Below are 17374 nucleotides of genomic sequence, written 5' to 3'. Positions count from 1 at the left end.
TCATCGGGTTCGGACGCATGAGGTCGCAAACCCGGATGCTTGGAGTTTGGTTTACATGAGAACGCGTTTGCTGGCGGCCGCTCTGGTTTCGAGCGCCCTGTGCCTGTCGTCCTGCGGCGGCGGCGACGGCGATTCGGACCCGACGCCCACGCCGACGCCAACTCCCACGCCGACCCCGACACCAACGCCGACCCCCACGCCGACAACGCCACCGTCCGACGCCAATCTCGCGGGCCTGCAGATCCAGGGCCGGCTCGATGCGCTGCTCAATTGCGGCGGCAAGCCGGTTCGCAATGACGCGGGGCGGCTGATCAACGCGACGGACATCACCGGCGCGCAAGTCAACACCGCCAAGATCGTCTATGACGCCGAGGATACCTTCACCGTCAATCTCAATGGCGGCGACGGTCCGACCTTCGATGCCGATGAACGCGTCGACGACTACGCCGAGGCGCTGAGCTGGATCAGCGAGGAACCCGCGCAGCTTCAGTTCGTGCGAACCGATCGCTTCGCCGCCGAGTCGGTGACGCTCGGTACCTATGCCGACGATCCCGTCTGTTTCTTCGGCGCGGGGCTATTGCCCTCGGACATTCCGACCGAGGGAACGGTAACCTACACCGCCTATGCCGATGGCCTCGTCAGCGACGGCACGGTGCGGCGCCTCTTCCTCGTGAGCCAGGGCACCGTTGTGTTCGCCACGGACGACGACGAGGCGACGGTCAACATGACCTTCCGCGCCCTCGCCGATCCGGAGGGCAAGGGGCCGTTCCTCGACATTTCGGGCCGCGATGCGACCGATCTCATCACCGCCACGGCAACGCTCGACGTATCCGGCGCCACGCTCAAGACCGCGACGTTTACCGGGTCAGACGGCTATACCGGGACGATCTACGGCTCGTTCGTCGGCAAGACCGGCATCGTCCTGCCGTTCACCCTGGCGAAGACCACCGGCGAAGTGATCTACGGCGTGATCGCGGCGGACAGCGGGCTGGGCGGCTAGGCGAAACGCCCGCGCCTCACAGGATGTCGGCCACGCCTTCGAGCGATTCGCGCAGCTTGCCGAGCGCCTGCGCCTTGAGCTGGTGCACGCGCGGAATGCTCACCTGGAGCACTTCGGCGATTTCCGCGAGGTTCAGTTCCTCGACGAAGTAGAGCTGGACGATCAGCTTGAGCCGGTCGGGCAGATCGGCGATCGCCTCGGCGACCGCGCCGCGCATCTCCTCATCCTCGAGCAACGAGAGGCTGTCGGGCGTATCGGCGGCGAAGGCGAGGTCGTGGTCCGAGTAGATCTCGTCGATCGCCTCGAAGCGGAGCGGCTCGCTGGCATCGCGCAGCGCCGCCAGTTCGGCTTCGCCGATGCCCATCGCCTCGGCGAGTTCGTGCGGCAGCGGATCGCGGCCGAGCTGGCCGCGCAGTTTGCTTTCCTCCTCGCGCAGATGCCGGCGCCGTTCGGTCGCGCCGCGCGACAGCGGCACCGAGCGGCGGATCATGTCGACCATGGCCCCGCGCACGCGCATCTTGGCATAGGCGGCGAACCCGTCCTCGCCGGGACCGGCGTGTTTTTGCGCGCATTCGGTGAGCGCGACGAGCCCGGCCTGCATCAGATCCTCGATCTCGAGGCCGGGCCGCCCGGAGCCATGAACGTGCCAGGCGAGCCGGCGGACCATCGGCAGGAAGCGTCGGACGCGGTCGGCGACGTCGCCCTGATAGGCTCCGGCGATCGCGCGGGCGCGGGTGAACTGGGCGGTATCGTGCTTCATGCGGCCATGCTTTCGGCTGGTTCGATGGGGTCGGGACCGGGCAGACCCGGGGGGGTGGATTGCGGCACCGGGGCGCCGATCACGTCGATCACTTCGATCGGCTGGGCGGGCGGCAGTTCGGCGATGGAAAGGACGAGGCATCCCGGCACGCGCAGCCGCAGCAGCGCGGCGAGCGCACGGCGGGCGCGCGGCTGGACGACGAGCGCCAGCGGGATCGCCCCGGGTCCGCGCGCGTCGGTAAGTTCGGCGATGCGCTCGCCGATCATGCGCGCGAGATCGGGTTCGATCACCGGCTGGCCGGTCACCGGATCGTGCATGCCCTGCACGATCGCGTTCTCGAGCCCGGCATCGAGCGTGAGCACCGGCAGGCGCTCGTGCGGAGGACACGCGCGGCCGACGATCAGCGCGCCGAGGTCCGCGCGCAGGAGATCGACGAGCCGGTCGTGTTCGATCGTCTGCTGCACCGCGCGCGATAGGCTGGCGAGGATCGGCAGCGGATGCGCGATCGGAATGCCGTCCTCGAGCAGCGCACGCAGCACGCGCGTGACCGCGGCGAGCGAGAGCGGCTGCGGGTGGATCGTCTCGACCAGCCCGGCCGAGTGCTCCTTGATGCCCTCGAGCAGCGCCTTGACCTCGTCGGGGCCGAGCATGTCGTGCGGGCGTTCGGACAGGAGCTGGTTGAGGTGCGTGGCGACCACGGTGCTGGCATCAACGGTAAGGAAGCCTTCGGCGATGGCGTGATCGCGCGCGCTCGGCTCGATCCACAGGGCCGGGCAGCCGAAGCTGGGATCGCGGGTCGCTTCGCCGCGCAGCGTGTGGTTCGCCCGCGCCTCGCCCGCGTCGATCGCGAGGATCTTGTCGGCGCGGACCGGCGCGCTGCCGAGCACGACGCCGCCCAGCAGGATGCGGTATTCGCCGGGCGGCAGTTCGAGCGCGTCGCGCACGCGGAACTGCGGGACGACGAAGCCGAACGCCTGGCTGAGCTGTTTGCGCACGCCGGTGATGCGCGTCACCAGCGGCGCGCCCCGGCGCTCGTCGACCAGCGGCACCAGGCCGTAGCCCAGTTCGATGGTGACGAGCGTGTGGTCCGACACATCCTCGAGCACGATACGCGAGGGATCGACCGGCGGCGGCAGGTCCTCGACGACGGCCACCGGTTGCGCGGCGCGCTTGCGCAGGGCATGCCAGAGCCATCCGGCGAGCGCCGCGGCGGGCATGAACACGGTCTGCGGCATGGCCGGAATGCAGCCGATCGCGCCGAGCACGATCGCGACCGGCAACCAGGTGCCGGGGGCGGCGAACTGACCGCCGATCTGTCCGGCAAGGTCCCGAGAATCCGAAACGCGGGTGACGATGGCGGCGGCGGCGATCGAGAGCAGCAGCGAGGGCACCTGGGCCACCAGCGCGTCGCCGATGGCGAGCGTGACATAGGCCTGCGCCGCGTCGCCCGCGCTCATCGAATGGCTGATCATGCCGAGGCAGAAGCCGGCGATGATGTTGACGCCCAGGATCAGCAGCGCCGCGATCGCGTCGCCCTTCACGAACTTCGAGGCGCCGTCCATCGAGCCGTAGAAATCGGCCTCGGTCGCGACCTCGCGGCGACGGGCCTTGGCTTCGTCGGCGGTGAGCAGCCCGGCGGCAAGGTCGGCGTCGATCGCCATCTGCTTGCCCGGCAGCGCATCGAGCGTGAAGCGCGCGGAAACTTCGGAGACGCGCCCCGCGCCCTTGGTGACGACCACCAGGTTGATGATCACCAGGATCAGGAACACGAAGATCCCGACCGCGAAGTTGCCGCCGATGAGGAACGCGCCGAAGGCCTCGATCACGCGCCCGGCGGCAGCCTCGCCCTCGTGACCGTGGACCAGCACGACACGAGTCGAGGCGACGTTGAGCGCGAGCCGCAGCAGCGTCGCAAACAGCAGCACCGAAGGAAACGACGAGAAGTCGAGCGGCTTTTGCGCATTCATCGCCGCCATCAGCACCGCGACCGAGAGCGCGATGTTCATCACGAATGAAATGTCGAGCACGAAAGCCGGCACCGGCACGATCATCAGGCAGATGAGCACGAGGATGCCCGCCGGCAGCGCCAGCGCGGAGGGGCTCTGGATCTTGGCGAAAAGCGTCACAGGCCGAACCTTGCGAGCTTGGCATAGGCGTTGCGCACGTTGGCGGGCGTGCCCTGCGCGTCGCTGCCGCCGAAGGAGGCGGCCAGCGTATCGGCCATCGACATCGTCGGAACGCTCGGCGCCGCGGGCAGGCTGGCGTGGAATTCGCGGGCGATCGGCCCGCCCTGCCACTGCGGCGCAGGCGCCGGCGCGGCCTGTGCGCCGCCCATGGTCACGCCCTGGTCGAAGCGCGCGATCTGGCTCCAGTCGACGTCGAACCCGCCTTCCATCGCCCCGTCGACCTTGGCGCGGATCAAGTTCATCACGCCCTCGACGCTGCGCGCCGCGCCGCCCGGCGCGTAGAAGATCGCCCGGTTCGCGCCCGCCGCGCTCGGCAGCAGCGCGGCCGCGCTCTGGCCCGGATCGCTGGCGAGCGCGCCGAGGAAGCGGCTCGCGCCCTGGGCGCCGAGAAAGTGCCCGAGATAGAGTTCGGCGGCGTCCGGCTCGCGCCCGAGCACGCCGTGGAGCGCGTCGCGGTTGTCGCCCGCCAGTTCGGCCGCCATCAGCGCCGAGGCATCGGGATCGTAACGCAGCGCCATGATTTGCGAGGCGAGCGCGGGGTCGGTGATCCGTCCGCCCGAAATGGCGTCGCCCGCCCAGCCGAGGCCGTGGTTCGCGCCGTGGCGGTCGAGCGTCTGCAGCCAGGTGCCGCGCGTGAACTGATAGAGACCGGCCGCGCTCGAGGTGCCGGCCTTGGCTTGAGGATCGAGGCTCGATTCGAGCTTGGCCTGCGCAAGCAGGTAGTCGAAGTCGACCCCCGTGGCCTGCGCGGCGCGGGCGATCGCGGCCCGCACTTGCGGAGCCGCGCCGTTCGCCAATCCAATTGTTCTTGCCTCGCTCAAGCGGGCCTCCCGTCAGGTGTTGTGACGAGAGTTTCACAGCAAGGTGCGTGCCAATCCGGCTGCGCAACGGGAGAAGGTCTCCCAGGCGCGCCCGTCTGGCGCGCGCTGGGAAGGCATCAGGCGCGCTTGCCGACGACCGCGTAGCGCCGGCCCGCGTCGTAGAGCGGCTGACCGCCGGTGAGTGCGTTGAGCCGCGCGCTGACATTGGCGGCGACGAGGTTTCGCACTTGCCGGTTGATCTCGTTGAGCCGCTTGGCGGCGTCGATCATGCCGCGGCATTCCTCGTCGACATCGAAGTCGGCGACGGCGTCGAGCGTGCCGCAAAGACGCGTCTTGTCGTTGGTCGCGCCCACGATCGCATCGAGATCGAGACCGGCAAGCGCCTGCCGTTCCGCCTCAAGCACGGCAAGCATCTGCCGCAGGGTCTCGTGCAGTTCAGGCCTGGTCATGGCTGGGGCTCCTCAGCATTACGCCCGCCGCGATCATCGCGTCGGCAATCTTCGCGGGGATCAGCGGATAGTTGCCGGTCTCGACGGCCTTGCGGATGGTCTGCACGCGCTCGAAATCGACCGGCGGCTGACCCGGATCGAGCGCAGCGCCTGCTTCCACCGTCGCTGCCGCAGGCTTGTTGCCCGCCGCGACCGTCTCGGTCTGCCGGGCCGGAGTCTTCCCGGCGGATTCCATGCGGGTCAGAGCCGAGCTGATCGCCCTGACCGCCTCCGTCCGTCCCACTTCGATAGGTGGCATTTCGCCGCTCCTTGGTGCATCTACGGAACCGAGAACGGCAATGCGGAAAACTTTTTAAGCAGGCCGGCGGCAAATTCGTGCCGCAGGCCCCGGCAAGCTTCTTCAGGGCAGCGGCAGGGCCGCGAGGCCGGGGCGCACGACCTGCGCGCGCATCGGGTCGCCGCCGCCGCGCCCGCCAGCGGCGGGCCGCACGCGGATCCAGGCGCCGACCGCACCGGATTCCATCGCCTCGCCCGGCTGCGAGACGGTGAACCCGTCGCCGCGCACCGCCAGCGAGATCGCGTCGCCGCGGTTGATCGCGGGGACTGCCGAGGGGCCCGCGAGGGGCCGGCTCACGGGCACGAAGAGCCGCCAACCGCCCGGATCGGGGCACTGGACGACAACGCTTTCGCGCCCCTGCGTGCGCCACGAGAGCGCGAGCGGGTTGGCGCAGGGCCGCAGCCGCAAGCGCCGGTCGACCGGCACCGTGGCGCCGCCGGTTTCGCCGATCGGCGCGCCGGTGAAGCCCGCGACGGCTCGGTCGATAGCATCGAGATCGGCATAGGAGGCCGGAAAGGCCGTGCCGAAGGGCGTGGAGGCGGCCAATGCGATGGCGGCGGTGATGCTCATGGTCGATCCTTTGTTGGCGCGGGCGGCGATGCCGCCGTCTTCGCGAGTTCGTCACGCAAACCGCGTGCCAGACCCGGCGGTACGTCGAAGGCGATGGCGGCGCGCGGCGGCCCCGCGCCGGGCTCGATCACGATCCGCGCCGCCTCCGCGCCCGGCCCGGCCGCCGCGACGATCCGCGCGGCCTCGGCGAGCGCGCGCGCCTGCCCGCCCGGTGTATAGAACGCGGTGACGGTAAGCTGCTGGCGCGCGTCGGCGGGCTGCGCGGCGAGCCATTCGTCGAGGCCCGGCGCGTCCGGCGCGGCGATCCACACCGCCAGCGGCTCCGCCTGCTCGGAGGCGTGCAAGTCCGCCTGCGGGCGGGTCGGAACCGGCGGAGGAACCTCGGGCCGCTTCGCGAGCACCGCGGCGGTCACCATGAACAGGATGAGCGACAGGTCGGCCAGCATGACCTGCCAGCCGGTCCCCGAGCGGGCGATCATGCCCTTGCGGCCGCTTCGCCGTGGCGCCCGCCCGGCACTTCCGTGGCGACTTCGCCGGCGAGCCATTCGACCAGCTTCTGCCGCTCGTCCTCCTCCATGGCGGAGGCGCGCTCGATCATCCGCGCAAGCGGGGTGAGCACCAGGTTGCCGAGCAGCAGGCCGTAGAGCGTGGTCAGCACCGCCATGCCGATCGCGCCGGTAAGGTCGGTGCTGGCGCCGTCGACACGCAACTGGCTGAGCGAAATGAGCGTGCCGGCAAGCCCGAAGACCGGCGCCATCTCCGCCGCCTGGGCGAGGACCTGGGCGGCCTGCTCGCTCACCTCTATCCGATGCGCGCGATGGCGCTGGTGCGCGGCGTGGAGCGCGGCGACCGAACGCGTGCCGATCAGCGCGCGGGTCGCCTCGTCGAACTCGAGGTCGTCGAACTGATGCGCCTCGGCGCGGATCAGGCCGTCCTGGCGGATCTCGCGGATCTGCGCGGCGAGTTCGGCGCGCGTGCCCTCGGCGTCGAAACGACGGCGGGGCAGCCGCGCCAGCACGCGAAGCGCCTTGCGCGTATCGGCAAGGCCGCAGCGCAGGATGGTGGCGAGCAGGGTGCCGCCGACCACGATCAGGGCCGAGACCACCTCGATGTGAGACTGCGAAAGCATGGCGGGAATGAACTCCAGGGGGATTTGCCAGACATCGAAGAACGGCGGCGCGCGCATGCTTTCAGTCTGCCGGACGACATTTGCCGCTTCCGGCAAGCGCTTGCCGGAATGCGCCGCCGGGGACCGCATAATCGCACCGGATCGGCAATTGGCACGCGACTTGCTGATACCGGCCTGCGCGCCTGCACGGCGCTCGACAAGGCAACCAACGGAGCACTCGGACATGAGTGAAGGCATCTTCGGCATACACGGGACCGCGCTGGAGCTGCGCTCGCAGCGCATGGGCGTTCTCGCGTCGAACATCGCCAATGCCGCGACGCCGGGCTACAAGGCGCGCGACATCGATTTCGCCGCCGCGCTGCAGGCCAGCGAAGGCGGGGCCGGCATCGACGACGCGGCCGCGCGCTCCATGCGCTATCGCACGCCGGTGATGCCCGCGCTCGACGGCAACACCGTCGAACTGCAAAACGAACAGCTCGCCTTCTCCGAGAACGCGGTCGGTTATGCCGCGACGCTCGATTTCATTCGCGGCCGTGTCGACACGCTGACCCGCGCGATCCGGGGTGAATGAGCATGGCCGACGCACCCTACACGATCTTCGACCTCGCCCAGCGCGGCATGTCCGCGCAAATGGTGCGAATGAACGCCGCGGCGTCGAACCTCGCCAACGCGGGCACCGTCTCGGGCAGCGAGGAAGGCACCTACCGTCCGATCCGCGCGGTCTTCGCCGAGGATCTCGACCAGGCCTCGGGTCTCGCCACGGTCAACGTCCAGCAGGTCGTGCGCGAGAATGCCGCGCCGATCCGCCAGCACAATCCCGACCACCCGCTGGCCGACGCCAACGGCGACATCTGGCAGGCGCCCGTCGATGAGAACGCCGAGATGATCGAGATGCTCGATTCCGCGCGCCAGTACCAGAACCTGGTCGAAGCGCTTTCCACCGCCAAGCAGCTCATGCTCGACACGATGAGGCTCAAATGACGATTGACACGGTAGGCGCTTCCGGCGCCGCGACGCCCAGCACGGTACAGAAGTCGGGGTTCGCCTCGCTCGGCAGCGGCGACTTCCTGCGTCTGATGACGGTGCAGATCCAGAACCAGGACCCGTTCGATCCGGTCGACCAGAAGGACATGCTCGCGCAGATGGCGCAGTTCTCCTCGCTCGCCGGCACCACCGAGATGGGCGATACGCTCAAGCAGATCTCCGAGAAGCTCGACGGCAACGCCGAGCTCACCGACACCCTCGCCGCCATTTCCGCCAAGCTAGACGTCCTGATCTCGGCCCAGGCGGCCGCGGCGCAGACCACTTCCTCGCAGGAGAACTAAGTCATGTCCTTCTATACGTCGCTCACGGGGCTCAAGAACGCCCAGACCAACCTCAACGTCGCCGCCAACAACATCGCCAACGCCGAAACTGGCGGCTTCAAGAAGAGCAAGGTCGAGTTCGCCGACATCGTGGCCGTCTCGATCCTGACCGACCCCAGCCTGACGCAGGGCATCGGCTCGCGCACCCTGGCGATCACGCAGGAGTTCTCGCTCGGCCCCGTCGAGCAGACCGGCAACGCGCTCGACCTCGCGATCAACGGCGACGGCTTCTTCACCACCGTCTCGCCGCTCTCGGCCCAGGTCCAGTACACCCGCGCGGGCTCGTTCACGATCGACGAGAACGGCTTCATCCGCAACGGACAGGGCAACCGGCTGCAGGTCTTCCCGGTCGATGCCGCTGGCGTGGTCGACCCCACCGGCGCGCCCGCCGATGCCCAGATTCCGGCAACCAACGCGGCAGGCTCGGAGTTCGCGGGCGCCACGGTCAATACCGACGGCACCTTGATCGCGACTTACGCGGACGGCACCAACACGCCGATCGGCGGCGTCGCCCTCGCCTCGTTCCTGGCGCCGACCGGGCTCAAGCAGCTCGGCAACTCGAGCTGGGTCGCGACCGGCAAGTCGGGCGCGGCGACCTACGGCCAGCCCGGATCGGGGCTCTACGGCAGCCTGCTTTCGGGTTCGCTCGAACGCTCGAACGTCGACATCGCCGAGGAACTCGTCGGCCTGATCACCGCGCAGCGCTATTTCCAGGCCAACGCCAAGGCGATCGATACCGCGACGCAGATCTCGCAGACGATCATCCAGCTGCGCAGCTAAGCCGCGCCCTGACGGAGCAAGCCCGAGATGGACCGCCTGATCTACACCGCGCTGTCGGGGATGAACGCCTCGATGACCCGCGAACGCATGATCGCGAGCAACATGGCCAACGCGCAGACGATCGGCTTTCGCGCCGAAGTCCTCGAAACGACTCCCATGACGCTCGAGGGACCGCAGCTTCAGGTCCGCGCGATGAGCGGGGCCGAAGTGCGCGGCGCGCTGATGAAGGAAGGCTCGCTGACCCAGACCGGACACGATCTCGACGTCGCCATGCAGGGCGACGCGATGCTCGCGGTCCAGTCGATCGACGGCAGCGAGGCCTACACCCGGCGCGGCGACCTCGCGGTCTCGGTCTCGGGGCTGCTCCAGAACGGCGAGGGCCTGCCCGTGCTCGGCGACAACGGGCCGATCACGGTCCCGCCCGCCACCATCGTTTCGATTGCACCCGACGGCGGGGTCATGGTCTCAGACCCCGCCACCCCGGACCTGCCGCCCCAGCGGATCGACCGGCTCAAGCTGGTGAGCACCGCCGGAACCCGGGTCGAGAAGGATCTGGCGGGTGTGTTCCGCGTGCCCGGCGGCGGTGTGCTGCCGGTTAACGAGGATGCCCGGGTGATTTCCGGAGCCCTCGAACAGTCGAACGTCAACCCCAGCGAGGTACTCGTCGAGATGATCGAGGCGCAGCGCCTCTTCGACCTGCGCACCAAGCTGGTCGAAACCGCGCGCGAGCTCGACGAGGGCTCGTCGCGCCTGATGCGGCTCGATGCCTGAGAAAGGATTCTAGATGCCCAGTTCAGCCCTCCACGTCGCCCGCACCGGGCTCGAGGCGCAGGACGCGCGGATGCGCGTCATCGCGAACAATCTCGCCAATGTCGGCACGACCGGCTTCAAGCGCGACCGCGCCAACTTCGCCACGCTCGCCTATCAGGACGCGCGGGTCGCGGGGCAGCAGTCCTCGACCGAAACGGCCTATGCCACCGGGCTCAACCTCGGCACCGGCGTGGGCGTCCAGTCGACCACCCGGATCGCCACCCAGGGCACCTTGCAGACCACCGGAAATTCGCTGGACCTCGCGCTCGACGGCGACGGCTACTTCCAGGTGGCGCTACCCGGCGGCCAGCTCGGCTACACCCGCGCCGGCAACTTCACCCGCTCGTCCGAGGGCCAGCTCGTGACGACGCAGGGCTACGTCGTCCAGCCGCCGATCACCATTCCCGAAGGCGCGACCGCGATCTCGATCTCGGACGACGGCATTGTCTCGGCGCAGATCGCGGGGCAGACCGAATCCAACGAACTCGGCCAGATCACCATCGCCAGCTTCGCCAACCCCGGCGGGCTCCAGGCGGCGGCCGACAACTTCCTGCTCGAGACCGGCGCTTCGGGCGCCGCCCAGATCGGCATCGCCGGCGAAGGCGGCCGCGGCAACATCCGTCAGGGCATGCTCGAAGGCTCGAACGTCAACATCGTCGAGGAACTCGTCGACATGATCGAGACCCAGCGCGCCTACGAGATCAACTCGAAGATGATCAGCGCGGTCGACGAAATGCTGCGCAACGCGAACCAGACGCTGTGATCGCCTGGCTCTCCCTTCCGCGCCCCTTCGCGCGCGCGATCGGCGCGGTGCTCGCCGCCGCCGCGATCAGCGCCGTGCTCGCGGGCGAGGCCGAGGCGCGCAAGAAGGACGAGCTTTCGGGTTTCGAGCCGGCGCTGCCCGCTCCTGCTCCCGCCGCGCCGCCGCAGAACGGCTCGATCTTCCAGGCCTCGGCCGGCTACGCCGCGCTTTACGAGGGCAACCGCGCGCGCCGCGTCGGCGATCCGGTGACGATCCTGCTGATCGAGAACACCACCGCGGCCAAATCGGTCAGCTCGAAGAACGGCAAGGACGGCGCCATCGGCCTCGTCCCCCCGGCCACCGGCCCGTTCTCCTTTCTCAGCCCCGACGCGCTTAAAGCCTCGAGTTCCTCGTCGTTCAAGGGATCGGGCACTGCCGGACAGACCAGTTCGCTGACGGCGACGCTCGCCGTTACCATCGCCGAGGTCCGCCCCAACGGCACCGCGCTGGTCAAAGGAGAAAAGCAGATGCTGCTCAGCCAGGGACACGAATGGGTCCGGTTCTCCGGGATCGTGCGCCTGGCCGACATCGACCAGGAGAACACGGTGGCCTCCTCACGCATCGCCGACGCACAGATCGAATACTCGGGCAAGGGCGCGCTCCAGCGGGCCTCGAAGCAGGGCTGGCTCGGCCGGTTCTTCAACCTGATTTCGCCGTTCTAGGGGCCAAGCGCATGATCCGCCTTCTCAACCGTCTGCTGCGCAGCCTCGATGCCGCCGAGATCGGCGTGCTCGCCTGCCTCGGCGCGATCGGCCTCGTGCTCTACGCTCCGGCCGCGCATGCCGAGCGCGTGCGCGACCTCGGCCAGTTCCAGGGTGTGCGTTCGAACCAGCTCACCGGCTATGGCATCGTCGTGGGCCTGCCCGGCACCGGCGACGACAACCTCGAATACCTGACGCAGGCGATGCGCGGCGTGTCCGGGCGGATGGGCCTGCAGCTCCCGCCGGGCGTGCAGCCGGGGCTCAAGAACGCGGCCGCGGTGATGATCACCGCCGACCTGCCCGCCTTCGCCAAGCCCGGCCAGCGCATCGACGTGACCGTCTCGACGATCGGCAAGGCCAAGTCGCTGCGCGGCGGCGCGCTGATCCTTTCCCCGCTGATCGGTGCGGACGGACAAGTCTACGCGATGGCGCAGGGCAATCTCGCGGTCGGCGGCCTCGGCGTCACCGCCAAGGATGGCTCGAACGTCACCATCAACATCCCCACCGTCGGCCGCATCGCCGACGGCGCCACGGTCGAGCGCGCGGTCGCGACCGGCTTCGCCGACGCCGACACGTTGCGCTGGAACCTGTTCACCGCCGACTTCCTCACCGCCGCGCGGGTACGCGACGCGATCAACCGCGCGCTGCCCGGCACCGCCACGATCGAGGACGGCGTCACCCTCGCCCTGCGCCTGCCGAACGAGGCCGACACCCGCGCCAGCGTGATGGCGGCGATCGAGATGATCGACGTCTCCCCCGCGGAAACGCCCGCCCGCGTGATCGTCAACTCGCGCACCGGCACGGTGGTGATCAACGCCGCGGTGCGCCTGTCGCCCGCCGCGATCAGCCACGGCAAGCTCACCGTGCGCATCGACGAGGATCCGACCGTGATCCAGCCCGCGCCGTTCAGCGACGGCCAGACCGCCGTGGAGCAGAACAGCGATATCCAGGTCGACGAAGAGGGCAAGGCGGTCGCGCTGTTCCAGCCCGGCGCCTCGCTCGCGAAGATCGTCGATGCGCTCAACCTGCTCGGCGTGACGCCCGGCGACCTCGTCGCGATCCTCGAGGCGCTCAAGCAGGCGGGCGCGCTCAAGGCCGAGATGGTGGTGATATGACGAGCATCGCAGCGGCCATGTCCGCGCTCGGCAGCGCGCCGAAGCCCTCGCAGCGCGAGCAGCTTGGCGAGGCCGCCAAGCAATTCGAGGCGATCTTCGTGCGCCAGATGCTCGCCGCCGCGCGCAAGACCGATTTCGGCTCCGACATGTTCGGCGACCAGGCGATGGACACGTTCCGCCAGATGCAGGACGAACACTTCGCCGACGTCGCGGCGCAGACCGGTGCGCTGGGCCTCGCGACGATGATCGAAGCGCAGCTCGCCAGGTTCCTCGCGCCCGAGAGCGCCGAGACGGACGCGGATGCGCCGGGCAACCCTTCGGACGGAGCGTCGTAAGCCATGGCGTCCGACCTCCTCGCAATCGCCAAGAGCGGCACCAAGGCCACGCGCGCCGCGCTCGACGTGACCGCGCAGAACATCGCCAACGCCTCGTCCACGGGCTATGTCCGCCGTTCGATTCAGCTCGAGGAGGTCTCGAGCTCGGGCGGGCTCAACCGCAGCGGCGACATCTCGCTTTCGGGCGTGCGGGTCGCCGGGTTGGTGCGCAACGCCGACCTGTTCCGCCAGGCCGAAGTGCGCCGCACCGGCGCCGACGCCGCGCGCGCCAATGCCGAAGTGCAGGGCCTTGAGAACATCGAGGCGGCGATCGAACAGACGCAGGTCTACGAGGCGATCGTCGGTTTCGAAAGCGCGCTGCAACAGCTCGTCTCCGATCCGACCGACGGCTCGCTCCGCGCGGCCGTGATCGAAAGCGGCCGCTCGATGGCCAACACCTTCAACATTGCCGCCAGCAGCCTCGACACCGCGGGCGAGGGCCTGCGCTTTCAGGCCGGCGACGGGGTCGACCAAGTCAACCTCCTCGCGGGCGAACTGGCGCGGGTCAATGTGCGCCTCGGCCGCGCCGCCGACGGATCGAGCGACCAGTCCACGCTGCTCGACCAGCGCGACTCGCTGCTCGAGAAGATGAGCCAGTATGTCGACATCACCGCCTCGATCGGCGCGGACAAGACCGCGACCGTTCAGATCGGCGCCAGTTCGGGCCCAACGCTGGTGACGGGCGGGACCGCCGCGACGATGGCCATGGCGACGGCGGCCGACGGCACGATATCGCTCACGCTCGACGGTAATCCGGTCACGCCCGCCTCCGGCTCGATCGCCGGGCAGGCGCAGGCGCTGGTCAAGCTCGCCGACACCGCGACCCGGCTCAATACGCTCGCGGCCGACGTCATCGCGCTCGCCAACACCGCGCAGGCAGCCGGCGCAGACCTCGACGGCAATCCCGGCCAGCCGCTGTTCTCGGGGACCGGCGCGGCGGACATGGCGGTCGCGCTGACCAACGAGCGCCAATTCGCGACGGCACCCGCCGGCGCGAGCGCGAACAGCCGCGACCCCGGCAACCTCCTTGCCCTGCGCGACGCGCTGGGCGCCGCCGATCCCGCCCGTCAGATGGACGCTCTGCTGTTCGACGTTTCCAGCGCCGTGGCCGGCCGCAAGGTCACACGCGACGCGCTCGATTCGATCGCGGGCACAGCGCGCATCGCGCTCGATGCGCAGGCCGGCGTCGATCTCGACCAGGAAGCGGTCAACCTCGTGCGGTTCCAGCAAGCCTTCCAGGCCAACGGACGCGTCATGCAGGTGGCGCAGGACCTGTTCGACACTCTTCTCGGGATCAGGTGAGGGCCAAAGGCATGCCGATCATTTCCACCAGCACCGGCGCCTTCTTCGAGCGCGCCCGCCAGGACATCAAGGGTCTTCGCGCGCAGGCCGAGACGATCCAGTCGCAGCTCGGCAGCGGCGAGCGCATGGCGCGCTCATCGGACGACCCGGTCGCCGCCTCGCGGCTACGCACGCTGGCGCGCGCGGACAGCCTTTCGCGGATCGACACCGCCAATGCCGACCGGGCCGAATCCGACCTCTCGCTGGCCGACGGCGCGCTCTCCGACATCTCGCGCGCGCTGGGCCGCGCCAAGGAGCTGGCGACCCAGGCGGCCAACGATACGCTCTCCGACAGCCAGCGGGCCTCGATCGGCGCGGAACTCGATTCGATCGAGGAGACGCTCTTCTCGCTCGCCAACGCGCGCGATTCGAACGGCAAGGCGCTATTCGGCGGCGAAGGCACCGGCGCGGCCTATGTGCGCGACGCGGCGGGCAACGCGGTCTACGTCGGCACCGCGTCTTCGAGCGAGTTGCCGCTCGGCGAAGGGCTTTCTGTGGCGCGCTCGCTGACCGGGCCCGAATTTCTCAACTTCAACGATGCCGCAGGCAATCCGACCGACCTCATGGCGGTGGTGAAGACCCTCTCCGACGCGCTCAAGGGCGCTGCCGCCGATCCTGCCGGCGCGGCACGCGCCGCGCTCGACACGCTGGCGAACGGGCTCGACGCCGTGACCACCGGCCAGACCGTGGTCGGCACGCGGCTCGCATGGATCGACGTCGTCGGCGAGCGCCGCATCGACTTGTCGGAAATGCGCGCCGCCGAAGAGGCCGATGTCGGTTCGATCGAGATCGGCGATGCCGTCACGCGCCTGCAGCAGGCGATGGTGGTGCTCGAAGCGAGCCAGGCGAGCTTTTCCAAGCTGTCGGGCCTCAGCCTGTTCAACCAGCTTCGCTGACATGCGTCGCGACCGAAATTTCAGGGGGTAATCCGCAATGTTCGCAGTGATCGGCGTCATCATCCTGTTGGTGATGGTGTTCGGTGGCTTTGCCCTGACGGGCGGCGCCTTGGGCCCCGTCATGCACGCCATCCCCCACGAGATGCTGATCATCGGCGGCGCCGCCGTCGGCGCGATCGTCACCGGCAACTCTATGCACGAGCTGAAGGCGCTCGGCGGCGCATTCGCGCGCATCTTCAAGGGCCCCAAGCACACCAAGCAGGACCACATCGACGCCATTATCCTGGTGACGCGGCTGATGAAGCTGCTCCGGGCGGAAGGCCCCGTCGCGCTCGAGGCGCACGTCAACGAGCCCAAGTCGTCCTCGCTCTTCGCCGAATTCCCGCGCCTGCTCGCCAACGAGCCGCTGGTCCACCTGATCTGCGACACGCTGACACTCATCGTGGTCTCCTCGGGCACGCTCGAGGTCCACGCGGTCGAAGACGTGATGGACAACGCGATGAAAACGCATTTCCACGAGCTCCACGAGCCGCAGCACGCATTGCAGAACCTCGCCGATTCGTTGCCGGCGCTGGGCATCGTGGCCGCCGTGCTCGGCGTGGTGAAGACCATGGGCTCGATCGACAAGCCGCCCTCGATCCTGGGCGAGATGATCGGCTCGGCGCTGGTCGGCACCTTCATGGGCGTGCTGCTCGCCTACGGCATCGTTGCGCCGATGGCCGGGCGGCTCAAGCAGATCAACGAGCAGGACGAGCAGATCTTCCACGCGGTGAAGCAAGTGGTGATCGCGAGCCTGCATGGCTGGCCGCAGCCGCTGGTGGTCGAAAGCGCCCGCTCGGGCCTCGGCCACGCCTTCCGCCCGGGCCTGTCCGAGTTGCTCGACGCGATGCGGGGCCGCTGACATGGCCGCGAAGCGCGGCAAGAACGAACCGCTGCCGCCCATCATCGTCAAGAAGATCACCGTCGTCGAGGGCGGACACCACGGCGGCGCCTGGAAGGTCGCCTATGCCGACTTCGTCACCGCGATGATGGCCTTCTTCCTGCTGCTGTGGATTCTCGGCGCCACCACCGAGAAGCAGCGCAAGGGCATCGCCGACTACTTCACCCCGACGCTGGTCAAGACGCGCGAGGCGAGCGCGGGCTCGGCCGCGGGCCTGCTCGGCGGCTCCTCGCTGACCGACGTGGACAACTATCCCTACAAGGCCGGCCAGACCGGCACCAAGGCGATGACGATCCCGCGCGACACCACCGGCGGGCCCAAGGAAGGCGGCACCAAGATCAAGCGATCCGCGCGCGCCAAGGAGGCGATCGAGGAGAAGCTGCGTTCGAGCGCGATGCTGCGCCGCCTGGCCAGCAAGGTGCGACTGGTGGACACCACCGAGGGCGTGCGCATCGATCTGGTCGACGATGCCGATTTCTCGATGTTCCGGCTCGGCACCACGGTCCTGACTCCCGAAGCGAGGGAACTGCTGGCCGCCATCGGCGAGGCGGTCGGCCCCGACCGCGGCCTGCTGACGATCCGCGGCCACACCGATTCGCTCAAGTACCGCCCCGGCCAGGCAGCCAACAACTGGTCGCTCTCGGCCGGGCGCGCCGAATCGACACGACAGATGCTGCTCCGGAACGGTATCGCGGAGACGCGCTTCAGGCGGATCGAGGGTGTGGCCGACCGCGAACTGCTGATCCCCGCCGACCCGACCGATCCGCGTAACCGGCGGATCTCGATCACGGTACTGGACTGACGGCACGGGTCGGCTGGCGGGTTCGGCGAGCACATGGCGTGACCGGAGTGCGGCGCAATCCTGATCGGCGCGGCCCGCGCATCCGGAAACGGCCAGCCGCACCGGCCCATGGCGCCCGCGCTTTCTCTCACAAGTATCAGGTGCTCCCGGCCCTGGGCTCTTTCAGGATCGGCGGCAGACAGAACAGATTCGACGCG

General features: G+C 69.1%; 22 protein-coding genes. 14 read left to right on the top strand and 8 right to left on the bottom strand.

Translation table 11 applies throughout. The features are described 5' to 3' along the window. The first annotated feature begins 55 nt into the window (after positions 1-55). The gene (locus B2G71_RS24305) at positions 56-1000 is read left to right on the top strand and encodes a hypothetical protein (protein WP_098104146.1); all 945 of its coding nucleotides are present in this window, start codon (positions 56-58) and stop codon (positions 998-1000) included. Positions 1001-1016: 16 nt separating this feature from the next. Here B2G71_RS24305 and B2G71_RS02395 read toward each other — a convergent pair whose 3' ends face one another. From B2G71_RS02395 to B2G71_RS02360, 8 genes are all read right to left on the bottom strand, one after another. Next, complete coding sequence (locus tag B2G71_RS02395) at positions 1017-1760, bottom strand: sigma-70 family RNA polymerase sigma factor (protein ID WP_098104145.1); 744 nt, start codon at positions 1758-1760, stop codon at positions 1017-1019. Further along, a complete protein-coding gene (locus B2G71_RS02390) occupies positions 1757-3886 on the bottom strand; it encodes a flagellar biosynthesis protein FlhA (RefSeq protein ID WP_098104144.1) in 2130 nt (709 codons plus the stop codon). Before B2G71_RS02390 ends, B2G71_RS02395 begins: the two co-directional genes overlap by 4 nt. After that, a complete protein-coding gene (locus tag B2G71_RS02385) occupies positions 3883-4767 on the bottom strand; it encodes a lytic transglycosylase domain-containing protein (protein ID WP_240529966.1) in 885 nt (294 codons plus the stop codon). Before B2G71_RS02385 ends, B2G71_RS02390 begins: the two co-directional genes overlap by 4 nt. Before the next feature lie 116 nt (positions 4768-4883). Next, positions 4884-5216, bottom strand: coding sequence for a flagellar protein FlgN (locus tag B2G71_RS02380; protein WP_240529965.1), 333 nt, complete (start codon positions 5214-5216; stop codon positions 4884-4886). Beyond that, positions 5203-5514: a flagellar biosynthesis anti-sigma factor FlgM gene (locus tag B2G71_RS02375; protein WP_098104143.1), complete on the bottom strand. Its 312-nt coding sequence runs from the start codon at positions 5512-5514 to the stop codon at positions 5203-5205. The genes B2G71_RS02380 and B2G71_RS02375 overlap by 14 nt, the downstream gene beginning before the upstream one ends. 102 nt (positions 5515-5616) lie before the next feature. After that, positions 5617-6123 carry a flagella basal body P-ring formation protein FlgA gene (locus B2G71_RS02370; protein ID WP_098104142.1) on the bottom strand — a complete coding sequence of 169 codons (507 nt, stop codon included), beginning with the start codon at positions 6121-6123 and terminating at the stop codon, positions 5617-5619. Next, positions 6120-6602 (bottom strand): hypothetical protein, encoded by a 483-nt coding sequence (locus tag B2G71_RS02365; RefSeq protein ID WP_098104141.1) that lies wholly within the window; start codon positions 6600-6602, stop codon positions 6120-6122. Before B2G71_RS02365 ends, B2G71_RS02370 begins: the two co-directional genes overlap by 4 nt. Further along, positions 6599-7309 carry a MotA/TolQ/ExbB proton channel family protein gene (locus B2G71_RS02360; RefSeq protein WP_240529964.1) on the bottom strand — a complete coding sequence of 237 codons (711 nt, stop codon included), beginning with the start codon at positions 7307-7309 and terminating at the stop codon, positions 6599-6601. The genes B2G71_RS02365 and B2G71_RS02360 overlap by 4 nt, the downstream gene beginning before the upstream one ends. Before the next feature lie 166 nt (positions 7310-7475). Between B2G71_RS02360 and flgB the strand changes: the two genes are divergently transcribed. Genes flgB through B2G71_RS02295 form a run of 13 tightly spaced genes read left to right on the top strand, consistent with a single transcriptional unit; the run spans position 7476 to position 17177 of the window. Next, entirely contained in the window at positions 7476-7823 is a 348-nt protein-coding gene (gene flgB / locus B2G71_RS02355; RefSeq protein ID WP_098104140.1) for a flagellar basal body rod protein FlgB, read from the top strand. A gap of 2 nt (positions 7824-7825) precedes the next feature. Continuing rightward, positions 7826-8233 (top strand): flagellar basal body rod protein FlgC, encoded by a 408-nt coding sequence (flgC, locus tag B2G71_RS02350; protein WP_098104139.1) that lies wholly within the window; start codon positions 7826-7828, stop codon positions 8231-8233. Then, positions 8230-8577 (top strand): flagellar hook capping FlgD N-terminal domain-containing protein, encoded by a 348-nt coding sequence (locus B2G71_RS02345; RefSeq protein WP_098104138.1) that lies wholly within the window; start codon positions 8230-8232, stop codon positions 8575-8577. The genes flgC and B2G71_RS02345 overlap by 4 nt, the downstream gene beginning before the upstream one ends. A gap of 3 nt (positions 8578-8580) precedes the next feature. Then, positions 8581-9396, top strand: a complete 816-nt coding sequence (locus B2G71_RS02340; protein ID WP_098104137.1) for a flagellar hook-basal body complex protein — start codon at positions 8581-8583, stop codon at positions 9394-9396. Positions 9397-9423: 27 nt separating this feature from the next. Then, the gene (gene flgF / locus B2G71_RS02335; protein WP_098104136.1) at positions 9424-10167 is read left to right on the top strand and encodes a flagellar basal body rod protein FlgF; all 744 of its coding nucleotides are present in this window, start codon (positions 9424-9426) and stop codon (positions 10165-10167) included. Positions 10168-10180: 13 nt separating this feature from the next. Then, positions 10181-10969: a flagellar basal-body rod protein FlgG gene (gene flgG, locus B2G71_RS02330; RefSeq protein ID WP_098104135.1), complete on the top strand. Its 789-nt coding sequence runs from the start codon at positions 10181-10183 to the stop codon at positions 10967-10969. Further along, the gene (locus B2G71_RS02325) at positions 10966-11670 is read left to right on the top strand and encodes a flagellar basal body L-ring protein FlgH (RefSeq protein WP_240529963.1); all 705 of its coding nucleotides are present in this window, start codon (positions 10966-10968) and stop codon (positions 11668-11670) included. Before flgG ends, B2G71_RS02325 begins: the two co-directional genes overlap by 4 nt. Before the next feature lie 11 nt (positions 11671-11681). Further along, on the top strand, positions 11682-12824 hold the full coding sequence (locus B2G71_RS02320) for a flagellar basal body P-ring protein FlgI (RefSeq protein ID WP_098104134.1): 1143 nt from the start codon (positions 11682-11684) through the stop codon (positions 12822-12824). Beyond that, a complete protein-coding gene (locus B2G71_RS02315; protein WP_098104133.1) occupies positions 12821-13159 on the top strand; it encodes a rod-binding protein in 339 nt (112 codons plus the stop codon). Before B2G71_RS02320 ends, B2G71_RS02315 begins: the two co-directional genes overlap by 4 nt. A 3-nt stretch (positions 13160-13162) precedes the next feature. Then, the gene (flgK, locus tag B2G71_RS02310) at positions 13163-14500 is read left to right on the top strand and encodes a flagellar hook-associated protein FlgK (RefSeq protein ID WP_098104132.1); all 1338 of its coding nucleotides are present in this window, start codon (positions 13163-13165) and stop codon (positions 14498-14500) included. A gap of 11 nt (positions 14501-14511) precedes the next feature. Next, positions 14512-15435 (top strand): flagellar biosynthesis protein FlgL, encoded by a 924-nt coding sequence (locus B2G71_RS02305; protein ID WP_098104131.1) that lies wholly within the window; start codon positions 14512-14514, stop codon positions 15433-15435. A gap of 37 nt (positions 15436-15472) precedes the next feature. Continuing rightward, positions 15473-16336 (top strand): flagellar motor stator protein MotA, encoded by an 864-nt coding sequence (motA, locus tag B2G71_RS02300; protein ID WP_098104130.1) that lies wholly within the window; start codon positions 15473-15475, stop codon positions 16334-16336. Between the two features lies 1 nt (position 16337). Next, a complete protein-coding gene (locus B2G71_RS02295; protein ID WP_098104129.1) occupies positions 16338-17177 on the top strand; it encodes a flagellar motor protein MotB in 840 nt (279 codons plus the stop codon). The last annotated feature ends 197 nt before the right edge of the window (positions 17178-17374 follow it).

The organism is Novosphingobium sp. PC22D (assembly GCF_002556635.1).
In the GTDB taxonomy this organism is placed as follows: Bacteria; Pseudomonadota; Alphaproteobacteria; order Sphingomonadales; family Sphingomonadaceae; genus Novosphingobium.
Note: the sequence above shows the minus strand (reverse complement) of the source record. Positions and strands in the feature narration are given on the sequence as shown.